Annotated in this window: 15 protein-coding genes; 9 read left to right on the top strand and 6 right to left on the bottom strand. The window is 52.5% G+C overall.

The genetic code is table 11. The features are described from left to right. Nucleotides 1-118 precede the first annotated feature (118 nt). Entirely contained in the window at nucleotides 119-1108 is a 990-nt protein-coding gene (locus tag G8770_RS24515) for a helix-turn-helix domain-containing protein (RefSeq protein WP_167183561.1), read from the bottom strand. 674 nt (nucleotides 1109-1782) lie between these two features. Between G8770_RS24515 and G8770_RS06600 the strand changes: the two genes are divergently transcribed. From G8770_RS06600 to G8770_RS06590, 3 genes are all read left to right on the top strand, one after another. Beyond that, complete coding sequence (locus tag G8770_RS06600) at nucleotides 1783-2709, top strand: adenylate/guanylate cyclase domain-containing protein (RefSeq protein WP_167183558.1); 927 nt, start codon at nucleotides 1783-1785, stop codon at nucleotides 2707-2709. A gap of 305 nt (nucleotides 2710-3014) precedes the next feature. Further along, complete coding sequence (locus G8770_RS06595) at nucleotides 3015-3557, top strand: hypothetical protein (protein WP_167183555.1); 543 nt, start codon at nucleotides 3015-3017, stop codon at nucleotides 3555-3557. A 98-nt stretch (nucleotides 3558-3655) separates the two neighbouring features. Beyond that, nucleotides 3656-4111 carry an RDD family protein gene (locus tag G8770_RS06590; RefSeq protein ID WP_167183552.1) on the top strand — a complete coding sequence of 152 codons (456 nt, stop codon included), beginning with the start codon at nucleotides 3656-3658 and terminating at the stop codon, nucleotides 4109-4111. Nucleotides 4112-4210: 99 nt separating this feature from the next. Here the strand turns inward: G8770_RS06590 and lptG are convergent, their stop codons facing one another. Together lptG and lptF are read right to left on the bottom strand one after the other, a co-directional pair. Beyond that, entirely contained in the window at nucleotides 4211-5272 is a 1062-nt protein-coding gene (gene lptG, locus G8770_RS06585; RefSeq protein WP_167183549.1) for an LPS export ABC transporter permease LptG, read from the bottom strand. Then, the gene (gene lptF / locus G8770_RS06580) at nucleotides 5265-6389 is read right to left on the bottom strand and encodes an LPS export ABC transporter permease LptF (RefSeq protein ID WP_167183546.1); all 1125 of its coding nucleotides are present in this window, start codon (nucleotides 6387-6389) and stop codon (nucleotides 5265-5267) included. Before lptF ends, lptG begins: the two co-directional genes overlap by 8 nt. A 364-nt stretch (nucleotides 6390-6753) precedes the next feature. Between lptF and G8770_RS06575 the strand changes: the two genes are divergently transcribed. From G8770_RS06575 to G8770_RS06565, 3 genes are all read left to right on the top strand, one after another. After that, nucleotides 6754-8244 (top strand): leucyl aminopeptidase, encoded by a 1491-nt coding sequence (locus G8770_RS06575; RefSeq protein WP_167183543.1) that lies wholly within the window; start codon nucleotides 6754-6756, stop codon nucleotides 8242-8244. A 12-nt stretch (nucleotides 8245-8256) separates the two neighbouring features. After that, a complete protein-coding gene (locus G8770_RS06570) occupies nucleotides 8257-8688 on the top strand; it encodes a DNA polymerase III subunit chi (RefSeq protein ID WP_167183541.1) in 432 nt (143 codons plus the stop codon). Nucleotides 8689-8774: 86 nt separating this feature from the next. Further along, on the top strand, nucleotides 8775-9923 hold the full coding sequence (locus G8770_RS06565; protein ID WP_167183538.1) for a hypothetical protein: 1149 nt from the start codon (nucleotides 8775-8777) through the stop codon (nucleotides 9921-9923). A gap of 72 nt (nucleotides 9924-9995) precedes the next feature. On the opposite strand, the gene G8770_RS06560 is transcribed toward G8770_RS06565, so the two are convergent. After that, on the bottom strand, nucleotides 9996-11102 hold the full coding sequence (locus G8770_RS06560) for a ferritin-like domain-containing protein (protein WP_167183535.1): 1107 nt from the start codon (nucleotides 11100-11102) through the stop codon (nucleotides 9996-9998). Between the two features lie 190 nt (nucleotides 11103-11292). Between G8770_RS06560 and G8770_RS06555 the strand changes: the two genes are divergently transcribed. Next, entirely contained in the window at nucleotides 11293-12306 is a 1014-nt protein-coding gene (locus G8770_RS06555; RefSeq protein ID WP_167183532.1) for an AraC family transcriptional regulator, read from the top strand. A 157-nt stretch (nucleotides 12307-12463) separates the two neighbouring features. Here G8770_RS06555 and G8770_RS06550 read toward each other — a convergent pair whose 3' ends face one another. Further along, the gene (locus G8770_RS06550; protein ID WP_167183529.1) at nucleotides 12464-14590 is read right to left on the bottom strand and encodes a phytase; all 2127 of its coding nucleotides are present in this window, start codon (nucleotides 14588-14590) and stop codon (nucleotides 12464-12466) included. A 73-nt stretch (nucleotides 14591-14663) separates the two neighbouring features. Then, complete coding sequence (locus G8770_RS06545) at nucleotides 14664-17489, bottom strand: TonB-dependent receptor (protein WP_167183526.1); 2826 nt, start codon at nucleotides 17487-17489, stop codon at nucleotides 14664-14666. A gap of 539 nt (nucleotides 17490-18028) precedes the next feature. On the opposite strand from G8770_RS06545, the gene G8770_RS06540 reads away from it, so the two are divergent. Together G8770_RS06540 and G8770_RS06535 are read left to right on the top strand one after the other, a co-directional pair. Next, a complete protein-coding gene (locus G8770_RS06540) occupies nucleotides 18029-18961 on the top strand; it encodes a GGDEF domain-containing protein (protein WP_167183523.1) in 933 nt (310 codons plus the stop codon). Nucleotides 18962-19026: 65 nt separating this feature from the next. After that, nucleotides 19027-20103 carry an AraC family transcriptional regulator ligand-binding domain-containing protein gene (locus G8770_RS06535; RefSeq protein ID WP_167183520.1) on the top strand — a complete coding sequence of 359 codons (1077 nt, stop codon included), beginning with the start codon at nucleotides 19027-19029 and terminating at the stop codon, nucleotides 20101-20103. The last annotated feature ends 7 nt before the right edge of the window (nucleotides 20104-20110 follow it).

Genomic DNA, 20110 nt, shown 5'->3' with positions numbered 1-20110 from the left:
TCATTGGGAAGTTTCAGGCTAACAGGTGAGAAAAATCAGTTCTTTTGCCAACAGCCGCAAAAGTTTTTCATTTGGTTTTAATTGGGTTTGAGGGCAGCAGCTTTCCGCACAGCGCACCCTAGGCGCTGCGCTCCAGCATAAATTTCTGGAAAGACTTGGGGGTCATGCCAAATTGGCGTTTAAAGGCCGTGACAAAGTTGCAGGGGTGTTCGTAGCCGACTTCCCAGGCCACCTGACTGATATTGAGGGTAGAGTGCGATAGCAATTGCTGGGCGTGCTGCATACGGATGTGAGCCACATAACCGCCTATGGATTCGCCGTACAGCCATTTAAAGCAAACTGTAAGCCGGCTTTTTCCCACCCCCAGCATTTGCCCCAGCTCTTCCAGGGCGGGAGGGTTTTGCCAGCGTTGCTGCAGGATTTTACGGGCTTCGGCCATCAGTTGTTGTTCCCGGGTTGAAATCGATGAGGACCTCTGCTGCCGTTCCTGATCCAGTATGGAACGCAGAGCCAGACACAGAACTTCATTGGTTTTGGCTTCGAGGTAGGCACGGTTGAGCGCATCCCGTCGATCGCCTTTGAGCAGTTCCCGCAGCGCCTGTATCAGCTCAGGGCTCATGCCGTAGACTTGCCCCGCACTGGTAGCTCCCTGGCGCACTTGACGAATCACGCTGGGCAGCTCGTCCATTTTCAAATTAAACGGTGACTGTGACAGGATCTCAGGTTTCAACATCAGCAGCAGGGCAACGTAATCATCGCCCTGGTTGCAGGTGTCTTTCAGGGTCTGACTGTTTTCGTGGTAAGCCAGAAGCTGACAGCCCTCATCCAGCTTGTAGAAGGCACCGTCTTCCATTTCCAGGGTGTTGTTCCCCACCAGCTTGAAGGCAAAGGTCAGGAACTTGCCCGGGTCGGCAGCCAGGACCGGCTCACCGGTGCGACTGACCAGATCGAGCACCCGCAACAGAATGCCGGAAGAGAACTGATAAATGGCCTCTTCGCCCAATTCTAGCTCATTATCACGCCGGATATAGTAGTGTCCGGCGTCCCATTCAAACCTACTGGGGTCGGTAAAAGGCAGGTTATCAATGTCTGACAGTTTCGTTGGCACGCAGGTAATCCTTTGCAACGTTCGTCGAATGGTCAGAGGCACAGGGTCTTCGACGGGTTAGAAACTTAAGCGTTCAAGAGTTCTTATTATAAAGCCCAAAGACTACCTAACCCTACCGTGAATACCATAACCTATTCAGGGTAAGCCCGTGCCGCACAACGCCTCATTATGGTGCAACACCACATCTGTCGTCCGACTCATCCGAACACTGAACAGTTTCATCTGACGTTGTCCGGCGTTGGCAGGCCCCCGACAATCCACCCGGGACTGTCATGATTTCGAAGCAGTTGCGGGGTACACTTGCACCGAACATAGACGGCGAGCTCCCGAAATGGGTCCTGCGAAATGGGTCCTGAATGTCCGCCAAAACCCTATGTCACGACGATGAACTTTGGCATCCCCATTCAATACCTGTGACCCCAGTCTGCCGATAACGGTCTCAAAGAAATTTTGGGGATGGCTGCTACACTCTGATGGGCAAGCCCAATAGACGATAAGGGCGGAGCACTTACATTTTAGATCTAAGCGGCGCTCGTTTTATACCTTACCAGTTCTCAAACGCGGCCGTTTAAGACCTAATAATCAGCACGTTTCCATCCTTGTTTTCTGTTAGTATAATCTGGCTATTAAATAGACTGTTTTCAGACCACTACGTTTACCCGGAAACCCGTTTCATGACCCAACAAACCCATCCACGAGCCATTATGTTTGCCGATGTCAGCGGTAGCTCTACGCTCTACAAATTACTGGGTAACGAAACGGCCAAGGCGAAAATAGACGCCACTCTGGAAGCGATGCTCACCGAAACCGAGGCCCATCAAGGCCACCTGATCAAAACCATTGGTGACGAAATCATGGTGTCCTTTGAAAGCGCGCACCAGGCCTGTTTGTGCGCCCAGCGCCTGCAGCGACAGGCGGGCATTGGCAACTCGCAATTACCCGTGCGCATCGGCATGTCCTTTGGCGAAACGTTGATCGAAAACGAAGATGTTTTTGGTGACATTGTCAACAACGCGGCCTGGGTTACTCAAGTCGCCCGTGCCGGCCAGATATTACTGACCGAGCGCATGTACAAAAGCATGCCCTTTGAAATGCAGATGGAATGCCATGAATTTGACCGGGTCACCCTTAAAGGTGATGAGGAAAAGAGCATTATTTACCGCCTGCAGTGGGAGTCTTTCACCCAATCACACAATGCAACGGCGGTCATGACCATTGACGACATCACTGAAAGCAACGATGTGGTCTGCATTACACTGGAATATGGCAATTACCAGCATTGTATCCTGCCGCAACAAACCCCTTTCGTTTTAGGCCGGGACAGTAACCGGGCCAACCTCAGAATCAATCACCATTTGGCCTCCCGCGAGCACTGCGAAGTGGTGTTCCGGCGCGGGAAATTTGTGCTGGTTGATCACAGCACCAATGGCACCTATGTCTCTACCCAAAACCAGCAGGAAATCTACCTCCGGCGCGAGGAATTCCCCCTGCTCGGGGAAGGAAAAATATCCATTGGGCAGTCCATTGACAAAGGCGATCAGCAGGTTGTTCACTTTTCAACCAGCCTTGCCACCAGCGACCTGAAGGCTGAGCCGGCCTGAGATACCCGCTTTGTGAACTGGAACACACTTTTTTTAAGATGTATTTGGCCTTTCAACGCATGTTTGAATGGACGAATAATTCTAAAAAAGCCCACCCCGAAAGCGCTTTTTTAGGCCACTAAATACCCGCCCCCCTTACACCATGCGCCCTGCCAAGAAAATGGTCACCAACCATTCCCATTTCACCCGAACGGACGCGGGCTTGATTTAGCCAAGTCCAGTCGCTTTTTCCCAAAACGCGGCTCCATTGCCCTCCGGCAAAAAAAATCAATATCGGCCATACTCGTATCAAAGGAGATGTCGCCATGAACCCATTGATTATCCCGCACCGTTCGATCCCACGAACTCTATGTACCGGGGTATTGATTACAGCCTTTTGCAATTCACCCTTCGCCTGGGCCGAGAAGGTCGAAGCCGACCAGCACATGGAACTGTTTGTTCCCGAAAACCTCAACTATTACAACCCGCTTAAACACAGCCAGGGCCATCAGGCGAAAAAAACCAAGCGCTATTCATCCCGTTCAATTGGTCTCAACAACCATCAGCTGGAAGACGCGGCCAATGACATTCGTAACAACGAAATGAGTGCACAGCAACGCGCGCTCAATTTTCAATGGCTGCAACAGGAAAACAATGAGTACGACGATGTCACGGTGGGCGGAAGAGTGCTTCAGGAATTGATGAAGATGGGCTTTCGCACCTATTGGGACGGGGTTCGAAACAAGCACTACTCCAGCTCCAAAATCATTCCCAATAGCAGCGGTGACGGCAAGGTCAGTGAAGACGTTGACTACAAGCTGCGCCTGTCCGACGACACGGTGAAATTAACGTTTGAATACGAATTTTAAATACCCCCGCTGCTGGACAAGCCCCTCATTCTAAAAAAGCTCCAAACCTCTTCTGCTCATTTGGTACAATCGCCCGCACACTCATCGGGCAACTTTCTATGACAATTAACACCCTTCCCAACGCCAGCCTCATCAAACGACTGGCGGCCATGGTCTATGACTCGCTATTGATTATGGCTGTGGCTATGGCGTATGGCGCCGCCTTTCTGGCCATCAAATACTCCATCTTTCAAGTAGAGCTGTCCCCCAATGAACGCGCCGAAATGGGCACCGCTGGATTCATCGGCTTGATTCTGGTGCTGGAAATGTTCTTCTGGTTCTTCTGGTGCCGAGGCGGCCAAACTCTGGGAATGCGCGCCTGGCGCCTGGTGCTGGTGCAGGACAACGGCCACACCCCCTCCCTGCTACAAGCGATGGTTCGCAGCCTCATAGCCCCACTCAGTCTGGGTCTGTTGGGGCTGGGGTATTGGTGGGCACTGTGGGATCGACAAGGACGCAGCTGGCACGACATAGCCAGCCACACGCACGTCGTGGTCTTGCCGAAGAAAGGTTAAGGGTGAGAGGCCACCCGAGGGTGCCCTCGCTTGCTGCGCAATTCACCGTGGAGTGGCGATAACCTGCTTGCCCCTCGCTTGCCAGCTAAAGCAATGAACTTAATTGGCTTTGCGCAACAACAAGATGCCAATGGCGGCACAAATCAGTACCGGGATGAGCACCGCCATCAGCGGCGGAAAGCCAAACACCAGGCTCGCGGGCCCCAACAAGTCCTGCGACGTACGAAACACAATTCCCACAATCACCCCGGTAAAGATTCGATACCCCATGGTCACTTCACGCAAGGGGCCAAACACAAACGAGACCGCAATCAGGACCAGGCTGGCGGTCGCCAGAGGCTGCAACAGCTTTTTCCAAAAAGCCAGCTGGTACTGGCTGCTTTCAATGTCCTGTTGCTGCAAATACTTGGAGTAGGAATAAAGATCCTGAATCGACAGGGCATCAGGCTCCAGCACCAGTACATTCAACAGCGCCGGTGACAACTTGGTATCCCAACGACGCCAGGCATAATCATGCTTTTCAATCCCGGTTTCGGTCAACACGGTTTCTTTGCCACTCTCTTCAATCCAGTGGTCTTTCTGAAAAATAGCCGTTCTGGCAAAGCTGGAGGCCAGCAGCTTGCCCTGATCATCAAATTGATAGCGGGTCACCCCATAGAGGCGCCCATTGGGCAGCACCGCATTGAAATGCGTAAATTCCTTACCGTCCCGGTTCCACAATCCGTGACGGGACTCCAGCGCGTGGCGGTCGCCCTGTGCAATCGCCCTGCGACTCTCAGCAATCTGGTCCGTCAGAGGCGTCACGTATTCCCCCAACACAAGACTCAAACCAATGAAGAACAGAACGGGTTTCATCACCGCCCAGGTAATTTGCGCCAGCGACACCCCGGCCGCACGCATCACCACCAGCTCACTGGAACCTGCCAAAATCCCCAAACCAACGAGACAGCCGACCAAAGAGGAAAAAGGTATGTTTTCGTAAATCCGGCCAGGTAAGGTCAGGCCGACAAACATCAACGCTTCGATAAAATCGTAATCGCCCTTGAGTTCACCCAGCTGATCCACCAACGCAGCAATCGCATCCAGGGCCACAATCACCAGCAGGACCATGGCCACGGCACCAATCACCGTTCTACCGATATAACGACTTAATTTACGCACGTTGAGCACCTCCGACTGAACGTCGGGCTTTTAGCCGCAGCCGCCAATACGGCCAGAACAATAGCAAGAGTGCAATCAACAGTGCGACAAGGTGGACCGCCCAGATACTCAACCATGGCGAGACGCTGCCTTCCTCCACAGCCCCCCGGGCAGCGTTTAAAGACACGAGATAAATAATGTAGAGCAAAATGGCTGGAATCATCTGTACGTAGCGTCCCTGCCGGGGATTGGTTTTACTTAAGGGCACGGCCAGCAGAGTAACCACAAGCACCAACACCGGCAGCGAAAAACGCCAATGTAAGGCTGCGATATTTTCCTGACTGCTCGATTGCATGAGTGTTCGGGTAGGCAGGGAATCCGCTTTCACATCACCGTTTGAGCTTTTGTCATCCGTCACCATGTGCTGCCAATACGACTCAAATTCAACCACCTCGTAGTTGGCCTCCCCCGGGTTGCCGCTGTAGCGATAACCATTATTCAACTTCAAATAACGCTGCCCGGTCACCGGGTCGGTTACCTGCTCGCCACTCTCTGCCGTGATGACCGCCAGCTCCACTTGATCACTGTCCGATGAGCTCCCCATCTCCGCCATGAACACATCCCGCATTACCTTGTGGTCATCACTGAAGCGCTCCGCATAAGTCACACTTTTACCGGAGCTGGTCTCCTGAAAGCGGGCCGGGGACAAGAGCTCAAACTCAGTCCGTTTTTTCTGCGACTCCAGAACCATATTGGCTTTATGGATCCCCACTGGACTGATCCAGAGGCTCAGCAAAGCAACAAAGGCCGCCACAATGCCGGCTGGTAACATACTGTAGCCCACCAGACGTCGCTGGCTCATGCCGCAAGCCGACAACACGGTCATTTCACTGTCCATATACAATCGGCCATAAGCCAGCAGGAAGGCGATGAACAGCCCCAGAGGCAAGATAAGCTCCAGAAAACCCGGCAGCCGAAACCCCATGACGGCAAACAGTACATCGGGATCCAGCTTGCCCGCAGCGGCCTCAGCCAAATACTTTACAAAGCGCCCGCTCATGATGATCAACAGTAATACACCGCTTACGGCAACCATACTGACCATCACTTCACGAGCGAGATAGCGAAAAATAATCAAGGTTTAAAAACTTCCTCTGGGCTGAGTGGCTATGGCCTTCGTGGAGTATAAGGCAAGTAACTACAGACCGCTGTTAACGTCAAAAATTCGACGATTAAAGTCGTCGTTCAGAAAGCGTACAACGTCGCCATAAGCCGTCGATGAAAATCCGACTAAAGGTTTTGATCGAATCCGGACATAGCGTACACTATTTTGTTATCACACCCACCAATGGGGTCCAACCTGATACAAGATCAGTAACGACACCCCATTGGTGTAAGATCGGCTCATTTGTCTACTATCTGAACAATCAGAATTCACATCATAGGCGAGCAGTCGGCGGGCATTATCCCGTAAACCAACTATCTTGTCTTGGGGAACGACCATGGAATTTCAGGCTAAAACCACAGCACCACTCACACAGCGCACCGCATGTTTAGTACTGCCGATTTACGAGGACGGTAAACTGCCCGGCGCCACATCAGAAGTCAACAAAGCCAGTGGCGGGTTGATCGCCAAGCTGGCCAAGCAAGGAGACATAAAGGGTGGCGTCGGCACGGCTTACACCCTGTTTTCCCTAAACGGCTGCAGCGCTGAACGGGTGGTATTGATCGGTTTTGGTAAACACAAAGCCCCCCTGACCCCGGAGAAATTCGATAAAGCCATCCTCAAAGCGGCGGCCGCCGTCAAGGCCACTGCGGCCAAAGATGTCTGTGTCGACGTCTCGGAGGTTGCCGTCGAGGGACGTGATGAAGACTGGAAAGCCCGTCAATGCGCGAAGCTGATGACCAACAGCCTCTATCAATTTTCCCAGTTGAAAAGCAAAAAGGCCCCACTGCTGCCCCTGAAAAAGGGCGTCTACTCAGTCAGCGCCAAGTCCCAGGTCACGGCCATCAATAAAGCCCTCAAGACCGGACAAGCCACTGCCCGCGGCATGGCACTGACCAAAGACCTGGGGAATTTGCCCGGCAATGTCTGTACTCCGACCTACCTTACCGGCGAAGCGAAAAAGCTGGCCAAGGGCAACAGCAAGCTTACCGCCAAAGCCCTGAATGAAAAACAGATGCGTGAACTTAAAATGGGGTCTTTATTGTCCGTGTCAGCCGGCAGTGATGAAGAAGCGCAATTGATCATTCTGGAATACAAAGGCGGCAAGAAAGACGCCAAACCGGTGGTCCTGGTGGGCAAAGGGATCACCTTCGATACCGGCGGCATCAGCCTGAAGCCCGGTGCCGGTATGGATGAAATGAAATACGATATGGGTGGCGCAGCCAGCGTACTGGGCACCATGAAAGCCATCACCGAAATGGAACTGAAGCTCAATGTGGTGGCAATCATTGCCGCCGCCGAGAATATGCCCAGCGGTGCGGCCACCAAACCCGGCGACATTGTCACGTCCATGTCTGGCCAAACCATCGAAATCCTGAATACCGATGCCGAAGGCCGCCTGGTCCTATGCGATGCCCTGACCTATGCCGAGCGCTACAAGCCCAAAGCCGTGGTGGACATTGCCACCCTCACTGGCGCCTGCGTGGTAGCCCTGGGCAAACACGCGTCCGGCCTCTACAGCAATAATGACGCGCTGGCAGCAGAACTTTTGGAAGCCGGGCAGCAAGCCGGTGACCGCGCCTGGCACATGCCGCTGTGGGACGAATATCAGCAGCAGCTGGACAGCAACTTTGCCGACATTGCCAACATTGGCAGCCCCGGTGGCGGCAGCATCACCGCAGCCTGCTTCCTGTCCCGCTTTACCAAGGCCTATGACTGGGCCCACCTGGATATCGCCGGAACAGCCTGGGACAGCGGCAGCGCCAAAGGCGCCACCGGACGTCCGGTCTCACTGCTGGTGGAATACCTGCAAAGACAAGCGTCTTAATCCGGGCCCCCGATGACTCGCATTGATTTTTACATCCTGCCAGACTCAGCCGTTGAACAACGGCTGACCTTTGCCTGCCGCCTGGCTCAAAAGGCGCTGCAGGCTGGCTCTAACACCTATATTGCCGTCAATTCGGCAGGTGAAGCGGCTGCCCTGGACAAACGCCTGTGGGAATTTCGCCCGGAGAGCTTCTTACCCCACGATTGTGAGGGCGAACCTGCGCTGCAATCCCCCATCGCCATAGGTTTTGGCGATGACTGTGGCGATCATCACGACCTCCTCATCAACCTGAAGGCGACAATTCCCGAGTATTTCAGCCGTTTTGAACGACTGGCCGAAGTCGTTTGCCAGGACGAAGGGGTTTTAACGCAAACCCGTGAACACTATGGCTTTTATCGGCACCGGGGATATCCGATAAAATCTCATGACCTACGAAAGACTTAACACCTTTTACTGAACCTAAGTGATACCATTGATTAAACCATGACCAAACCGCCGCATTTGTGGCAGAACGAGAAGTGTTAGCGTCGATGAGCAAAGAAGAGAAAACCGAAGCCAAACAAGCCCTGCTTGGCGAGCTGGAATCCATCAAAGACCTGCTCTCCGAGGACGAGTGGGAGGATATTCCAACCCTCAATGACACCGTGCCAATTGCGGTTCCGGTTTCGCCCGCTGTCACCCCGGCGCCACAGGTGCCCGATTCTATGCCGTCACCCTCTCCACCCTCAGGATCTGAGCCCCCCGCAATTCAGGCAGCAACCACCACGGGTGCCGGGATAAGCACCGAGTCAACAGGGGCTGAACAGGAACTCTTTGACGAGGCCGATATCCCGGTATTGAACACCAAGTACGACCCCGCCGAAGCACTTCACTCAAATCAGCCAACTTCGGAACATACGTCGCCCAGCCCGCACACTATCGGCGGCTTTTCCAGCCTGGAGACCTCTGACATTGATGCGGCGGTCGATAAATTGAATCTGGATCTGGACATTGATTCCCAGGATCTGCTGGATCATCAACCCTCAACGCCAGAGGGCAGCTCGACTCTGGCTGACACAGTCTCTGAGGCCGACAATGCCCCAGAGGCTGGGGCCAATGCAGAGGCTGGGGCCAATGTAGAGTTTGAAGAAAGCCAAGAGCCCGTGATCTCAAGCTCAGAGCCCGAAATCACGCCGCCAGCGACGGCTGCCGAGGCTCTCGCCCCCGGTGTGCTGCCAGGCCAGCAGAGCTTGTTTGACAAGAGCCGATCAGACAGCACCGCCCCCCTGGAACCTCAAGACGAAGACCAGACTACGTCCCGGCCACAACGTAAATCCGAATCCAAAGCCCGTGGCGAAAACCCGTTCCTGCCGAAACACATTCGCGATCGACTTCACACCAACAAAGCCCTGCTGGACATCATTAAAGAGTCTCCTCTCTCCCCTGCTGCCGCCAGCCGACTCAGTGAATACAGCCCTGGTGGCAGCAAGGACGGCACTCAGGAGCAACCCGTCACGGAAACAGCAGTTCCGCGCAATGACAGCAATGCCGACAGCGCCCCCGCGGTCACGGAACCCGCCAATGATCGATTGAGCCAGATGGTCGATGACATCATTGCCGTCTATCTGCCTAAAATAGAGGCCGAATTGCGAGAGAAATTGATGGCTGAATTTCAGTCAAAAAACGCCATCAAGGACTGATAAAATTGGCGCAATCAAAAAAGGGCCTTGCGGGGGCCCTTTTTTGATTGCCTAACAGTTAGTGCTGCTGGATTAACCGTAGAGTGGTTTACTCAGTTCAGCCCAATCAATCTCGGAATCATCCGGCATATTTTCAAACTGCAAAATCCCCAGTTCTTCAAATTTGGGCCGTATCCGATCCGTCAGCAACCCAATACGACGCAGGTTGGGGATCACACGCTGAAACAGCAACTTGCGAAAGTGCTCCATTCCGCCCCCCTGCAGAAACACCTTGCGGGCCTCTTCTTCGTCCCAACCGAAGTTACGGAAGACCGCGGTAGGCACCAGTCTCTCACGGCTGACCAAACACGCCTGATAGGCAAATTCAGCCCGATCCTCACGCTCCTCGTCGGTCAGCGTTTTTACGTATTCAGCCAGATAGTGGATGCCAAACGCCACGTGCCGAGCTTCATCGCGAATGATCAGCTCCAACATATCCTTTTTGAAACCCTGGGGATCGACGTATTCTTTGGTGGTGGTGAACGCCGCCAGCGCCAGGCCTTCAATGATCACCTGCATACCGATGAATTTAAGATCCCAGCGTTCATCACTTAAAATCTTGTCGATAATATTCTTCAAGGCGCCATCAATGGGGTACATGATGCCGGCTTTCTTTTGCAGAAAACGGTTGAACGTCTCCACATGGCGCGCTTCATCAAAGGTCTGTGAAGCCGCGTACAATTTGGCGTTATAGGTGGGAGCACAGGAAACCAGCTGCGAAGCGACCAACAAGGCGCCCTGCTCACCGTGTAAAAACTGGGAGTCGGTCCAGGCTTCAGAGTGCCTTAAAAACTCTTCCCGCTTTTCCTGGGTCATCGCCAAAAAGGGAGGATATTCAGAAAAACCGCTCATAAACACTCGAACTTCGTAAGGTGCACTGCCAATCGGCTTGTCCCAGTCGAGGTCCAGATCGGCGTTCCAGTTCAGCTCCTTACCGAGGTCGTAGAGCTTCTTAATGCGATCTTCGTTGATGTGGTAGTCCCAGTTGAAAGTGCCTGTCAGCGGCGTCTGGAAGATTTCCGCGACCTCATTCACCGCGGTTTCGGTCAGTTCAACATCCATGTGATCCACTTCAATCTTTTGCGCTTCTTTAAAAAAACGGATCTGGTTTGGCGTATTCTCTACAAAAGTAGCGGTCATATTGCTCTTTCCTTGATTTATTATGAATATGGCTGAAGTTTTACTTGCTTCACCCGTCATCACAAGGTTATCTTGAGACATCTTGCCAGTCATTTTAGGCCAGAGCAACGGGTTTCAGGCTGGAATCAGCGCAATTTTCGTCATTGCAACCCATCAATAAGTGCGACTGCATCACAAGCAGGAGTCAATCATGAAAGTCCGGGATTTACCCATCAGCTATGTGGCAATCCTTTTGGATGTTGCCGAGAACTTCGGAGCGTCCAAATCCGAGCTGCTGAACTTAGCCGGTATGGATGAGGCAACCCTTGAAAACCCCGAGGCGCGGTGCCCCGAAGAAACCTTCCGTGTTTTGCTGAACAGCGCCATTCAGAAGACCGGAAAACACTCTCTGACCCTGCATTTCGGTCAACAGCTCACACTCACGTCACACGGTGTGTTTGGCTATGCGGTCATGAGTTGCCGCAATATTCAACAAGTTATTGATATTCTTACCAAATATTACCGATTGCTGCTGAACAACGTTTCCCTGATCGTAAAAACAGAAGATGACCGAATTTCCATTGAGTTTCACCCGGCGAGAACACGCCCTGAGGATTGCCGTCATGACACCGAATTGTTCTTTGCCGGCCTGCTGAGCTCCATCAAACATCTGCTCCACATCGAGCGGGTGGATGCTGAAGTCGAATTGGAATACCCGGCACCGGATTACCGCGAAGATTATCAAACCATTCTGGATTGCCCGGTTCACTTTGATCAAAAAATCAGTCGCATCGGCTTTCCCATAGCCTTGATGGACGAAAAACCGGAATACGCCAACCCGGCGATGCTGAAACTGTACGAACAGCAATGTGAAGAATTACTGTCGCGCATGCAAAGCAGTGAAGGGTTGAGGGTAAAGGTCAGGGAATACCTGGTGAGCGCTAAACAGCAATTCCCCAGTCTCGAGCAGGCCGCGAGCCATTTTTACATGAGCCCCCGAACCTTTCGGCGACGCTTAAGTGATGAGAACGTGTCCTTCCAAAAAATTCTGGATGAAGTCAGACGGGAGTTGGCCGAAACCTATCTGCGCAACCCCGCCATCTCGGTCAATCATACGGCGGACCTGTTAGGCTTCCACGATGTGTCCAACTTTCGCAGAGCCTTCATCCGCTGGAGTGATGGCATATCCCCCTCAGAATTTAAAAAGCAACACGCCCACCACTGATGGCGGTGCGTGTTGCCGTTCAAGCAACCATCGTCATTAACGCCTGGCTAAAAACCAGTGAATAGCGCCATGACAAGCCGCCCATTGACGCTGAATGAAGCCACACACCCCAGCTTTGCTTGCCGGGTTGTTGGCGGCCAATGGCTCAAGCGCGGGCCTATTGAGTCTGAGTCTGAGCCGAAGGCGCCCACTCAGAAAAGCGGCCCAAGCCTTTTTCAACAGCGTCCCACGACACCAATTTAAAATTTTGTCGGCCCGAGGGCATACGGTTGCGACCATCCTGAACCACCAGCAGACCGCGAGCAAACTCACCCCCCAAATTGGCGCTGGTGACCGCGAGACCGTCGGTTTCAGAGCTGCCATCAATGCCCAAGCCAGCATTGGCCCGGACCCGAAAGCGCCCGACGTACTTCTGGGTTTTGCGGTCATAAAGCACATAGGCATTATCACCCTGGCTGGACACTACCACGTAACCCTCACCATCACCGTCGGTGTAAAGGCTGATGCCTTCAACATCCGCGACCAGACGCCCGCCGTCTACCGAATCAATGAGCCGAAGGTCAGAGCTGCCGTCCGCTTCGGCACTGATCATCCAGAGACCGTAGTTTTCTTCACCCACGTACAGCAACCCCGTTTCATCATCCGCCACACACCCCTCCGGCTGCCCTTTGAGGCTAAATTCCCGGACTTTACGGCTTTGAATGCGGGTTTGCCCATCCTGAACCGCTGTCGTTAAGGCCCACTGTTGATACAAACCGTCTTTATTGTTCACAAATGCGTAGGTTTGGTGAGTGGTTTTTGACTGATACAAGCATCCGCCATAGGGTTCAATGATCGATTCATCGAGGACATCACCCGTCAGAAAACTCACCTCGCCGCTGACGGTGTCGATGGCAAACAAATCCAGATTGTTGGTGGTGCGGCTGGTTGCCATCGCCAAATCCACGGTTTTTGACGGCGACAACGCAAAGCCATAACGGAGGTCAACATTGTTTAACTTGCCGCGCGGCAGCAACTGCTTTGCACGTCCCCGCAAGTCGTACACCCACAACCCTTGCTGTTTGTCCGTGGCCAGAATGAGGCTGTTTTGAGGTGCTTGTGGGTTGACCCAGATTTCCGGATCATCTGCAGCATCGCCGTAACTGTTGACAACGTCTGTCTGTGCGACAGGAAACACCGTATAGGTCGGTACCGTTTCATCCGTACGTCGCGGCAAGGAGGTCAGCGCAGCGGTGGTGGCCACGAATAACTGCTGCCCCTCATCGGCCATCGCCCACCATCGCCAGCTGCTCGCCGGTTGCTCAGCGGTGTTTACCAGACGACTTTCTGCTGTCACATCGGCTTCAAGCAAAGCCACACTCGTGACAGGATGCGAACTGTTCGCCTCAATCTCGAACTGAGTGATCTTTTTGCCGGATAAAGAATAAAGTTGCACCGACGCAGATTCAGCAACCGTCGCGGTTACAACCCCGGCGTGGCGCAAAACCTGCAAATCCGTCGGCGCAGCGTTCAATTCCCCGACCGGCTGAACCGCCGCCAGCAACCGGCGTTGCTCGTCTTTTTCTTCATCGCTGTTCATGGACATCAAGCCGATGTTGCTCTGTGACCAGTAAAACCTTTGCTGCCGGTCATCAATCGCACAGACCTTTACTCCCTCGCCCAGCGCCACTTCCCGAACACTTTGGGCCTGCACAGCAGGGGCTGGTTTCGATTCTTGTTTCGACAACAGCTGCTGATAAGCCATACCCTCTTCTGTCACCACCCACACCATCAATTCATGCGGTTGCAGGAAATCCGGCTTCGACAAACAAGCTGCGATGACAGTTTGATCCCAGCTCTGAGACCAGCTGACAGACTGGTAGTCATTGACCTTGGGATCAAAAAAGCCCAGCCCTATGGCATTGTTTTTTTCGTCCACATGACTGATCCAAAAACCACTACCACTGCCATCACGACGCACATCAATGGACTTGGTATCGCCGGAGGTTGGCCGGGCCAGAATGCTGCCCTGTTCATTCACAATCACCACGCCCTGATTTTCACTGGAAACAACCACTCGGGGGCCATAGGCTGTATCGACTGCGCGAACGGTGAAACCGTCCAGGCCGTTGAGTTGATTACCGACTTCTCTCAAGGTTAACGCGCGATCAGCGCCCCTTGAGTGTGCAGATGAGGCTGAACCCGGAGACTGGCCAGACTCGGTAACGGCGTCTGAGTCTGAACACGCTGCCAGCCCCACAGACAGGGTTGTAACCAATGCACACAAACCAATAAGTTTCTTCATAGTTCTTTTAGTATACCCACAACAATTAAAAAATGGGCCCGGCAAGCCGGGCCCCAATCCTAACGAGCAAGAATCAAAAATTTCGGTAAGTCAGCCCCAAAACAAACGAGGGACCATATTCTTCATATTGAGCGTTGTACTTGCGGCTGCCCTGATACAGATACATGGGTTCATCATTGAGATTGATCGCATTAAAGTACACTTGCATGGAATCACTGACATCGTATTTTGCAGAGAAATCGATCTGCATGTGATCATCCTCGTAGATGTCATTATCTGCATCGCCCAAATCCAGCTCCATCAAGGTTTCACTTTTGTAAGCCGCTGACAAGCGCAGACTGAATGGACCCGTTTCATAACCAAACACCAGATTACCCACCGTATCTGCCTGCTCGGGCAAGTCAATACTGGAGCTGCGGGAAGTATCGGCACCCAGCCCCAGATCGGCATCACTGCTGGTAAAGGTGGCGTTGGCCTGGATCAGAAAACCCGACTGAAAGTTTTTGGTGTAAGCCAGTTCAAGACCGTACAAGTCCGCACTGCCGCCATTCAATGGCATGTAGATTTCACTGTCATTGATCGTCACGCCCGGCGCGTACACAGAAGCATCAACCACATCGCTGACATCAGCCGTAAAAATAAAGTTTTCAATTTTTTTGTAGAACAGAGCCGCACTGATCACCCCGATATCGCCCGGATAATATTCTACAATCAAGTCAACATTAGTGGATTCATACGGATCCAGATCAGGATTTCCCGCTTCGACTTTCAATTCATCCTCTTCAATGGAGATGTCTTCAGGAGAAGGCGTGATATCGCCAAACGAGGGCCGCGCGATGGTCTCTGAGTACGCCGCACGCACAATCAGGTCATCCCCCAACCGATAGCGGGCGTTGATGCTCGGCAACACATGGTGGTAGTCCTTGTCGTAACTGACTGCATCGATGGAATGGCTGAAATCGCCATTGTCACCTTCAATCAGGCGGGCATCGAAACCTCGCGAATCCACTGCAGTGCCTTCGTACCTCACACCATAGACCAGACGCAGATCATTAATGTCCACACGACTCATCAGGTACGCCGCCTGCACATCTTCTTCAATCACATAATCCCGCGCTGAGGCAACCAGACTTTCGTTATAGGCTTCACCCGTCAAACCTCCATCTTGCAAGCTGATACCACTGCCATGGACATTGGCATGAATAAAGTTGTCCACCAGACCCTGATCAATGGCTGGGCCCAGCCGGCCAATATCGTATTCAACCAGTGAGTGACTAAAGCCATCCAGCGCAGGATCTCCCAGGGAGCTAAAATCGTCGTAGATTTGAGAGCTCACATCATTGGTTTTTTCACGCGTGGTAAATTTACCGCCAAATTTCAGGTAGCCCGGATTGCCCGCAAAATCCATCTCCCGGGTAACGTCAAACTTGTAGGTAAACATTTCGTCCTGAGTGTAGTTGTCAGCAATTTTAACTTCATCCAATTCAAAATTGGACGCGACAAAACCATCTTCTTCCGCAAACACTGCCGGGGTTTCCCCCAAAGCGGCATAGCCCATGTCAATGTCTTTGGCCTTGAAAGTCGTCGCGTGATAATCCGGCTCATTTTCCAGTGACTTGGAATAGCCTAGTGAATACTCGTAGGTCCAGTCTCCGGACATGTTTAAACCACCCAACACCACTGAGGTAATTTTTTGTTCCTCGTAGCGGTCTTTCAGGTCACGTTCCATGTCTGCGTCAGTCCAGAGTGCGGAGTGATCATCAATACGGTCAAGATCACCTTTATCGAACTTATACTCGGCCCGCTGACGGTATTCCTGATCTTCAAAATGGCTGTACAAACTGCGCAGGTAATACTCGGAAGTATCACTCGGACGCCAATCCAGATTCAGTGCCGCTCCCAGGCGCTTGCGATTGACGGTGTAATCACGCTGTTCCATTTTAGCGGGTCCACGGTAACCGGAATCTTCGATGTCCGAGTCCCATTCGCCGGCGCCTTCCATGGTCTCCGAACCAAAGTCACGGTCCTGCCAACTCACAGCCGCTGCGACCCCCAACTGACCCACACCCACATCAAAAGCATTGGTGAACGTGCCTGCCAGCTTTGGACTGACTTCGGATTCCAGCTCATTGTAGTTACCCTCTGCGGAAACCTTATAGGTCATGCCATCACGATCAAAAGCCGTCAGGCTTTTCACTTCGATGTTACCGCCAATACTGCTGCCATCCATATCAGAGGTCACCGTCTTGGTCACCTCCAGACCTTCCAGCAATCCGGAAGGTATAACATCCAGCGCCACTGAGCGACGATTACTCTCTGGAGAAGGGATGTTCATGCCATTGATAGTGGCACTGTTTAATTCTGGGCTGGCTCCGCGAATACCGACGAAACGACCTTCGCCCTGGTCACGCTGAATGAAAACACCCGGCATGCGCTGCAAGGCCTCACTGACGTTCTCATCGGGAAACTGGCCAATAGAATCCGCAGCGACAATTGATTTAAAGTTGTCTGCGGCGCGCTGTTTGTTCAGCGCACTGGACGCTCCAGCCGCCTGCCCCACAACGATCAGGTTCTCCATACTGGCGACATCGCGACCAATCTTGACCATTTCTTTGGTGGTTTGATTGTCCGTCACTTGAATCTGCTGCTGTACCGACTCAGCCCCCAGATAATCAACGCTCAGGGTGTAAGTCCCGGCCGGGATAGAATTGAATGAAAAGCGTCCGCCGTTTTGTGAACTGGACTCCAGTTTCAATTCTTTCAATCGTACAATGGCGCCATCAAAATACACGCCTCCAGCCGCATCACTGACTCGGCCTTCAAGGCGACCATCGGCCGCCGCATTAAATGCGCACACAAACGCACTGGTTGCCATGATGGCTTTTACCGAAGTTTTCATAGTATCCCCAAATCTTTCTGAATTATTGACATCAAGGTTTTATGGTGGCTCTGACTCAACGTTTTCCCTCAACAAAGCCGAAGTTTTGTTGACTCATAAAATCGATTATCCATACAGCGCCAACTGCGAGCCTGTAAGATCCAGACCCACGCTACGAGCAGACCATGACACTTTGGTGACAAGAAATTCAGCGCGCCGCTGATGACAGTGAGAATGCAGAATATAGGGCTGATCCCGAGGGAAATCTGAGGTTGTCTGATCTTTTTTGACTCTCTGTAGAAAAGCGCAGCCGATGGAATATCGGCCTTTAACACCGGCCGGGGCTCTTTCAGCCCCTTTTTTCAACACGCTTACTCTGGAAAAGACATAAACATCCGTTTTTCACTCAATCGGCTGGAATTGCGATGATCTGATCTGACCCTTCCTGCCATTCCATCAGCAATCCATCCCCTATCGGCTGTCATCGTTTTGTCACAGGACTGTCTCATTCTGGCAGCCAACGATTCATCAACAGCGTCAATGATTTAATGAACAGTCCCATGAAAAACCACGTATCGCTGCATTTTTCAAAAATTGTCCTGCTAGTGGGGACCTGTGCCGCCGTACTGGCAGGCAATATGCTTTTAGGTGAGGCCAAAGCCTGGCGTGAGATTACCTGGATCGATATTTTCGGCGAGGGCTCAACCATGGGACTGATGCTGATGTTTCTGGCATTTGTCCTCAGCAGCCGTCCCCGGGGACGCGTCACGAATTATTTGGCATTCGGGCTAATCGGCTTTAGTGCGGCAACCTTTCAGGATGTGATTGATGAAATATTCATACTGGAACCGGGGTTGATATTTGGCGATCTGGTGGAATCGGTCACCGCCCCTATTGCGGTGGTGATTCTGGCTTACGGGCTCTATTTATGGAATCAGGAACAGGTCGCCATCAACCAGCGACTGCAATCCAAGGAACGCTTTTACCGTGAGCACAGCGCACTGGATTACGTCACCGACTTATACACAGCACTTTACATGCAGAAACAAGTCGAGCGAGAGATTGTGCACTACCGGAATACTCAACAGCCTTTCTCATTGCTGATGCTGGACATCAGCAATTTTAACAGCTTCAACCGCCATTTCGGCGATCAGGATGGCGACCGGCTACTGACACAAGTGGCCCACATGCTGACCTTGAACATCCGCAGTGTGGATCTTGCCTGTCGCTATGCCGGTGATCGCTTCATCGTCTTATTTCCTCAAACACACATGATCGACGCCCGCATCTACGCCGAAGAAATCTTGAATGCTCTGAAGAACATGGCGTTTAAGCCTGAAAACGCCGCTCGCTCTGTGTTCATCGAATGCAATATCAGCCTGGTTGACCACAGTGATGGCGACCATGCACAGAGGTTATTGGGGACTCTGACTCAGAGGCTGGAAACGGATAAATTTCATAAACGCACTCAAGCGACCAAGACAGCGGCTTGATCACGGAACTCATCGTTGGGTGACGCACATCAACATCTGGGAAGGGACAGCAAAAGGACGGCCTCATGCGCGATTACTTTGTAGCAGATGACAAGATACTGCCGATCAGCCAAGTGCCCGCCGCTCTGCTGGAGCTGGCTAAAAACAGCCGCATGGACATTGATGAACTGTTGCGGGGCACCGGGATTTTTCTGAGTGACCTAACCCGCAGAGATCACAACATCAGCTGTGCGCAACTGAAACACCTGATTGGAAACCTGGGCAAGCAGGAGCGCCAACCGGAACTGGCCTTGCGTTTTGGTCGCCAATTGCCATACATCAACAACAGTATTCTATTACAAGCCATTAGTAATGCCGCCAGCATTCGGGATCTGCTGGAGATATTGCGCACGTATTGTCGCCTCTATTACCCCATGTGTTACCTGCATCTGGTTTCGGACTCGAAAAACCACTACCTGATCGTTAATGATGCCATTGGTTGCCCGCAACAACAGCCGTTCCTGTTTCAGAGCTTTATCTCTTCCCTGATCACCTTGCTCAAAGCCAGTGACATTGACAGCAACCAGCTGGCGTTCCTGCTGGAACACAGCCAACCGCTGGATACGGCCCCACTGCACACCTACCTGGGCAGCCGTATTGTTTACAATGCTCCGGTCACCGCCGTCATTATCCCCGACACCATCAGCCAGAAAACCCTGACCAACGCCAGTGAGTTTATCAAACGACAGGCCCTGACACAGTGTCAGCAACTGCTGCGTAAAATTCCAGGACGCCAGGGGTTTATAGAAAATTTACAGCGGCTGCTATTGCGCCGAGCGCTGCGGGAGGACATCACCCTACAGCGCTGCTCCGATTTATATGGCGTGAGCCCGGCAACCTTCAAGCGTCGTTTAAAAGCCCATCACACCAGCTTTCAACAAGAACTCGACTATGCCCGCAAACTGCTGGCGCTGTCTTCGCTGGTCATCTGGCAAATGAACAATGAAGAAACCGCACACTATCTGCGCATCAATGACAGCGCCAATTTTCGGCGCTCATTCAAACGCTGGACAGGCTTTTTACCCAGCGCCCTCAAGCAGCAACTGCTCAGCCTGAAGCCCTCCAGCCCTTTAAACACTGACGACGCCATAACGCCGCCGTAGTTTCACC

Origin of the sequence: Pseudomaricurvus hydrocarbonicus (assembly GCF_011602365.1) — a bacterium.
GTDB classification, from domain to species: domain Bacteria; phylum Pseudomonadota; class Gammaproteobacteria; order Pseudomonadales; family Cellvibrionaceae; genus Pseudomaricurvus; species Pseudomaricurvus hydrocarbonicus.
Note: the sequence above shows the minus strand (reverse complement) of the source record. Positions and strands in the feature narration are given on the sequence as shown.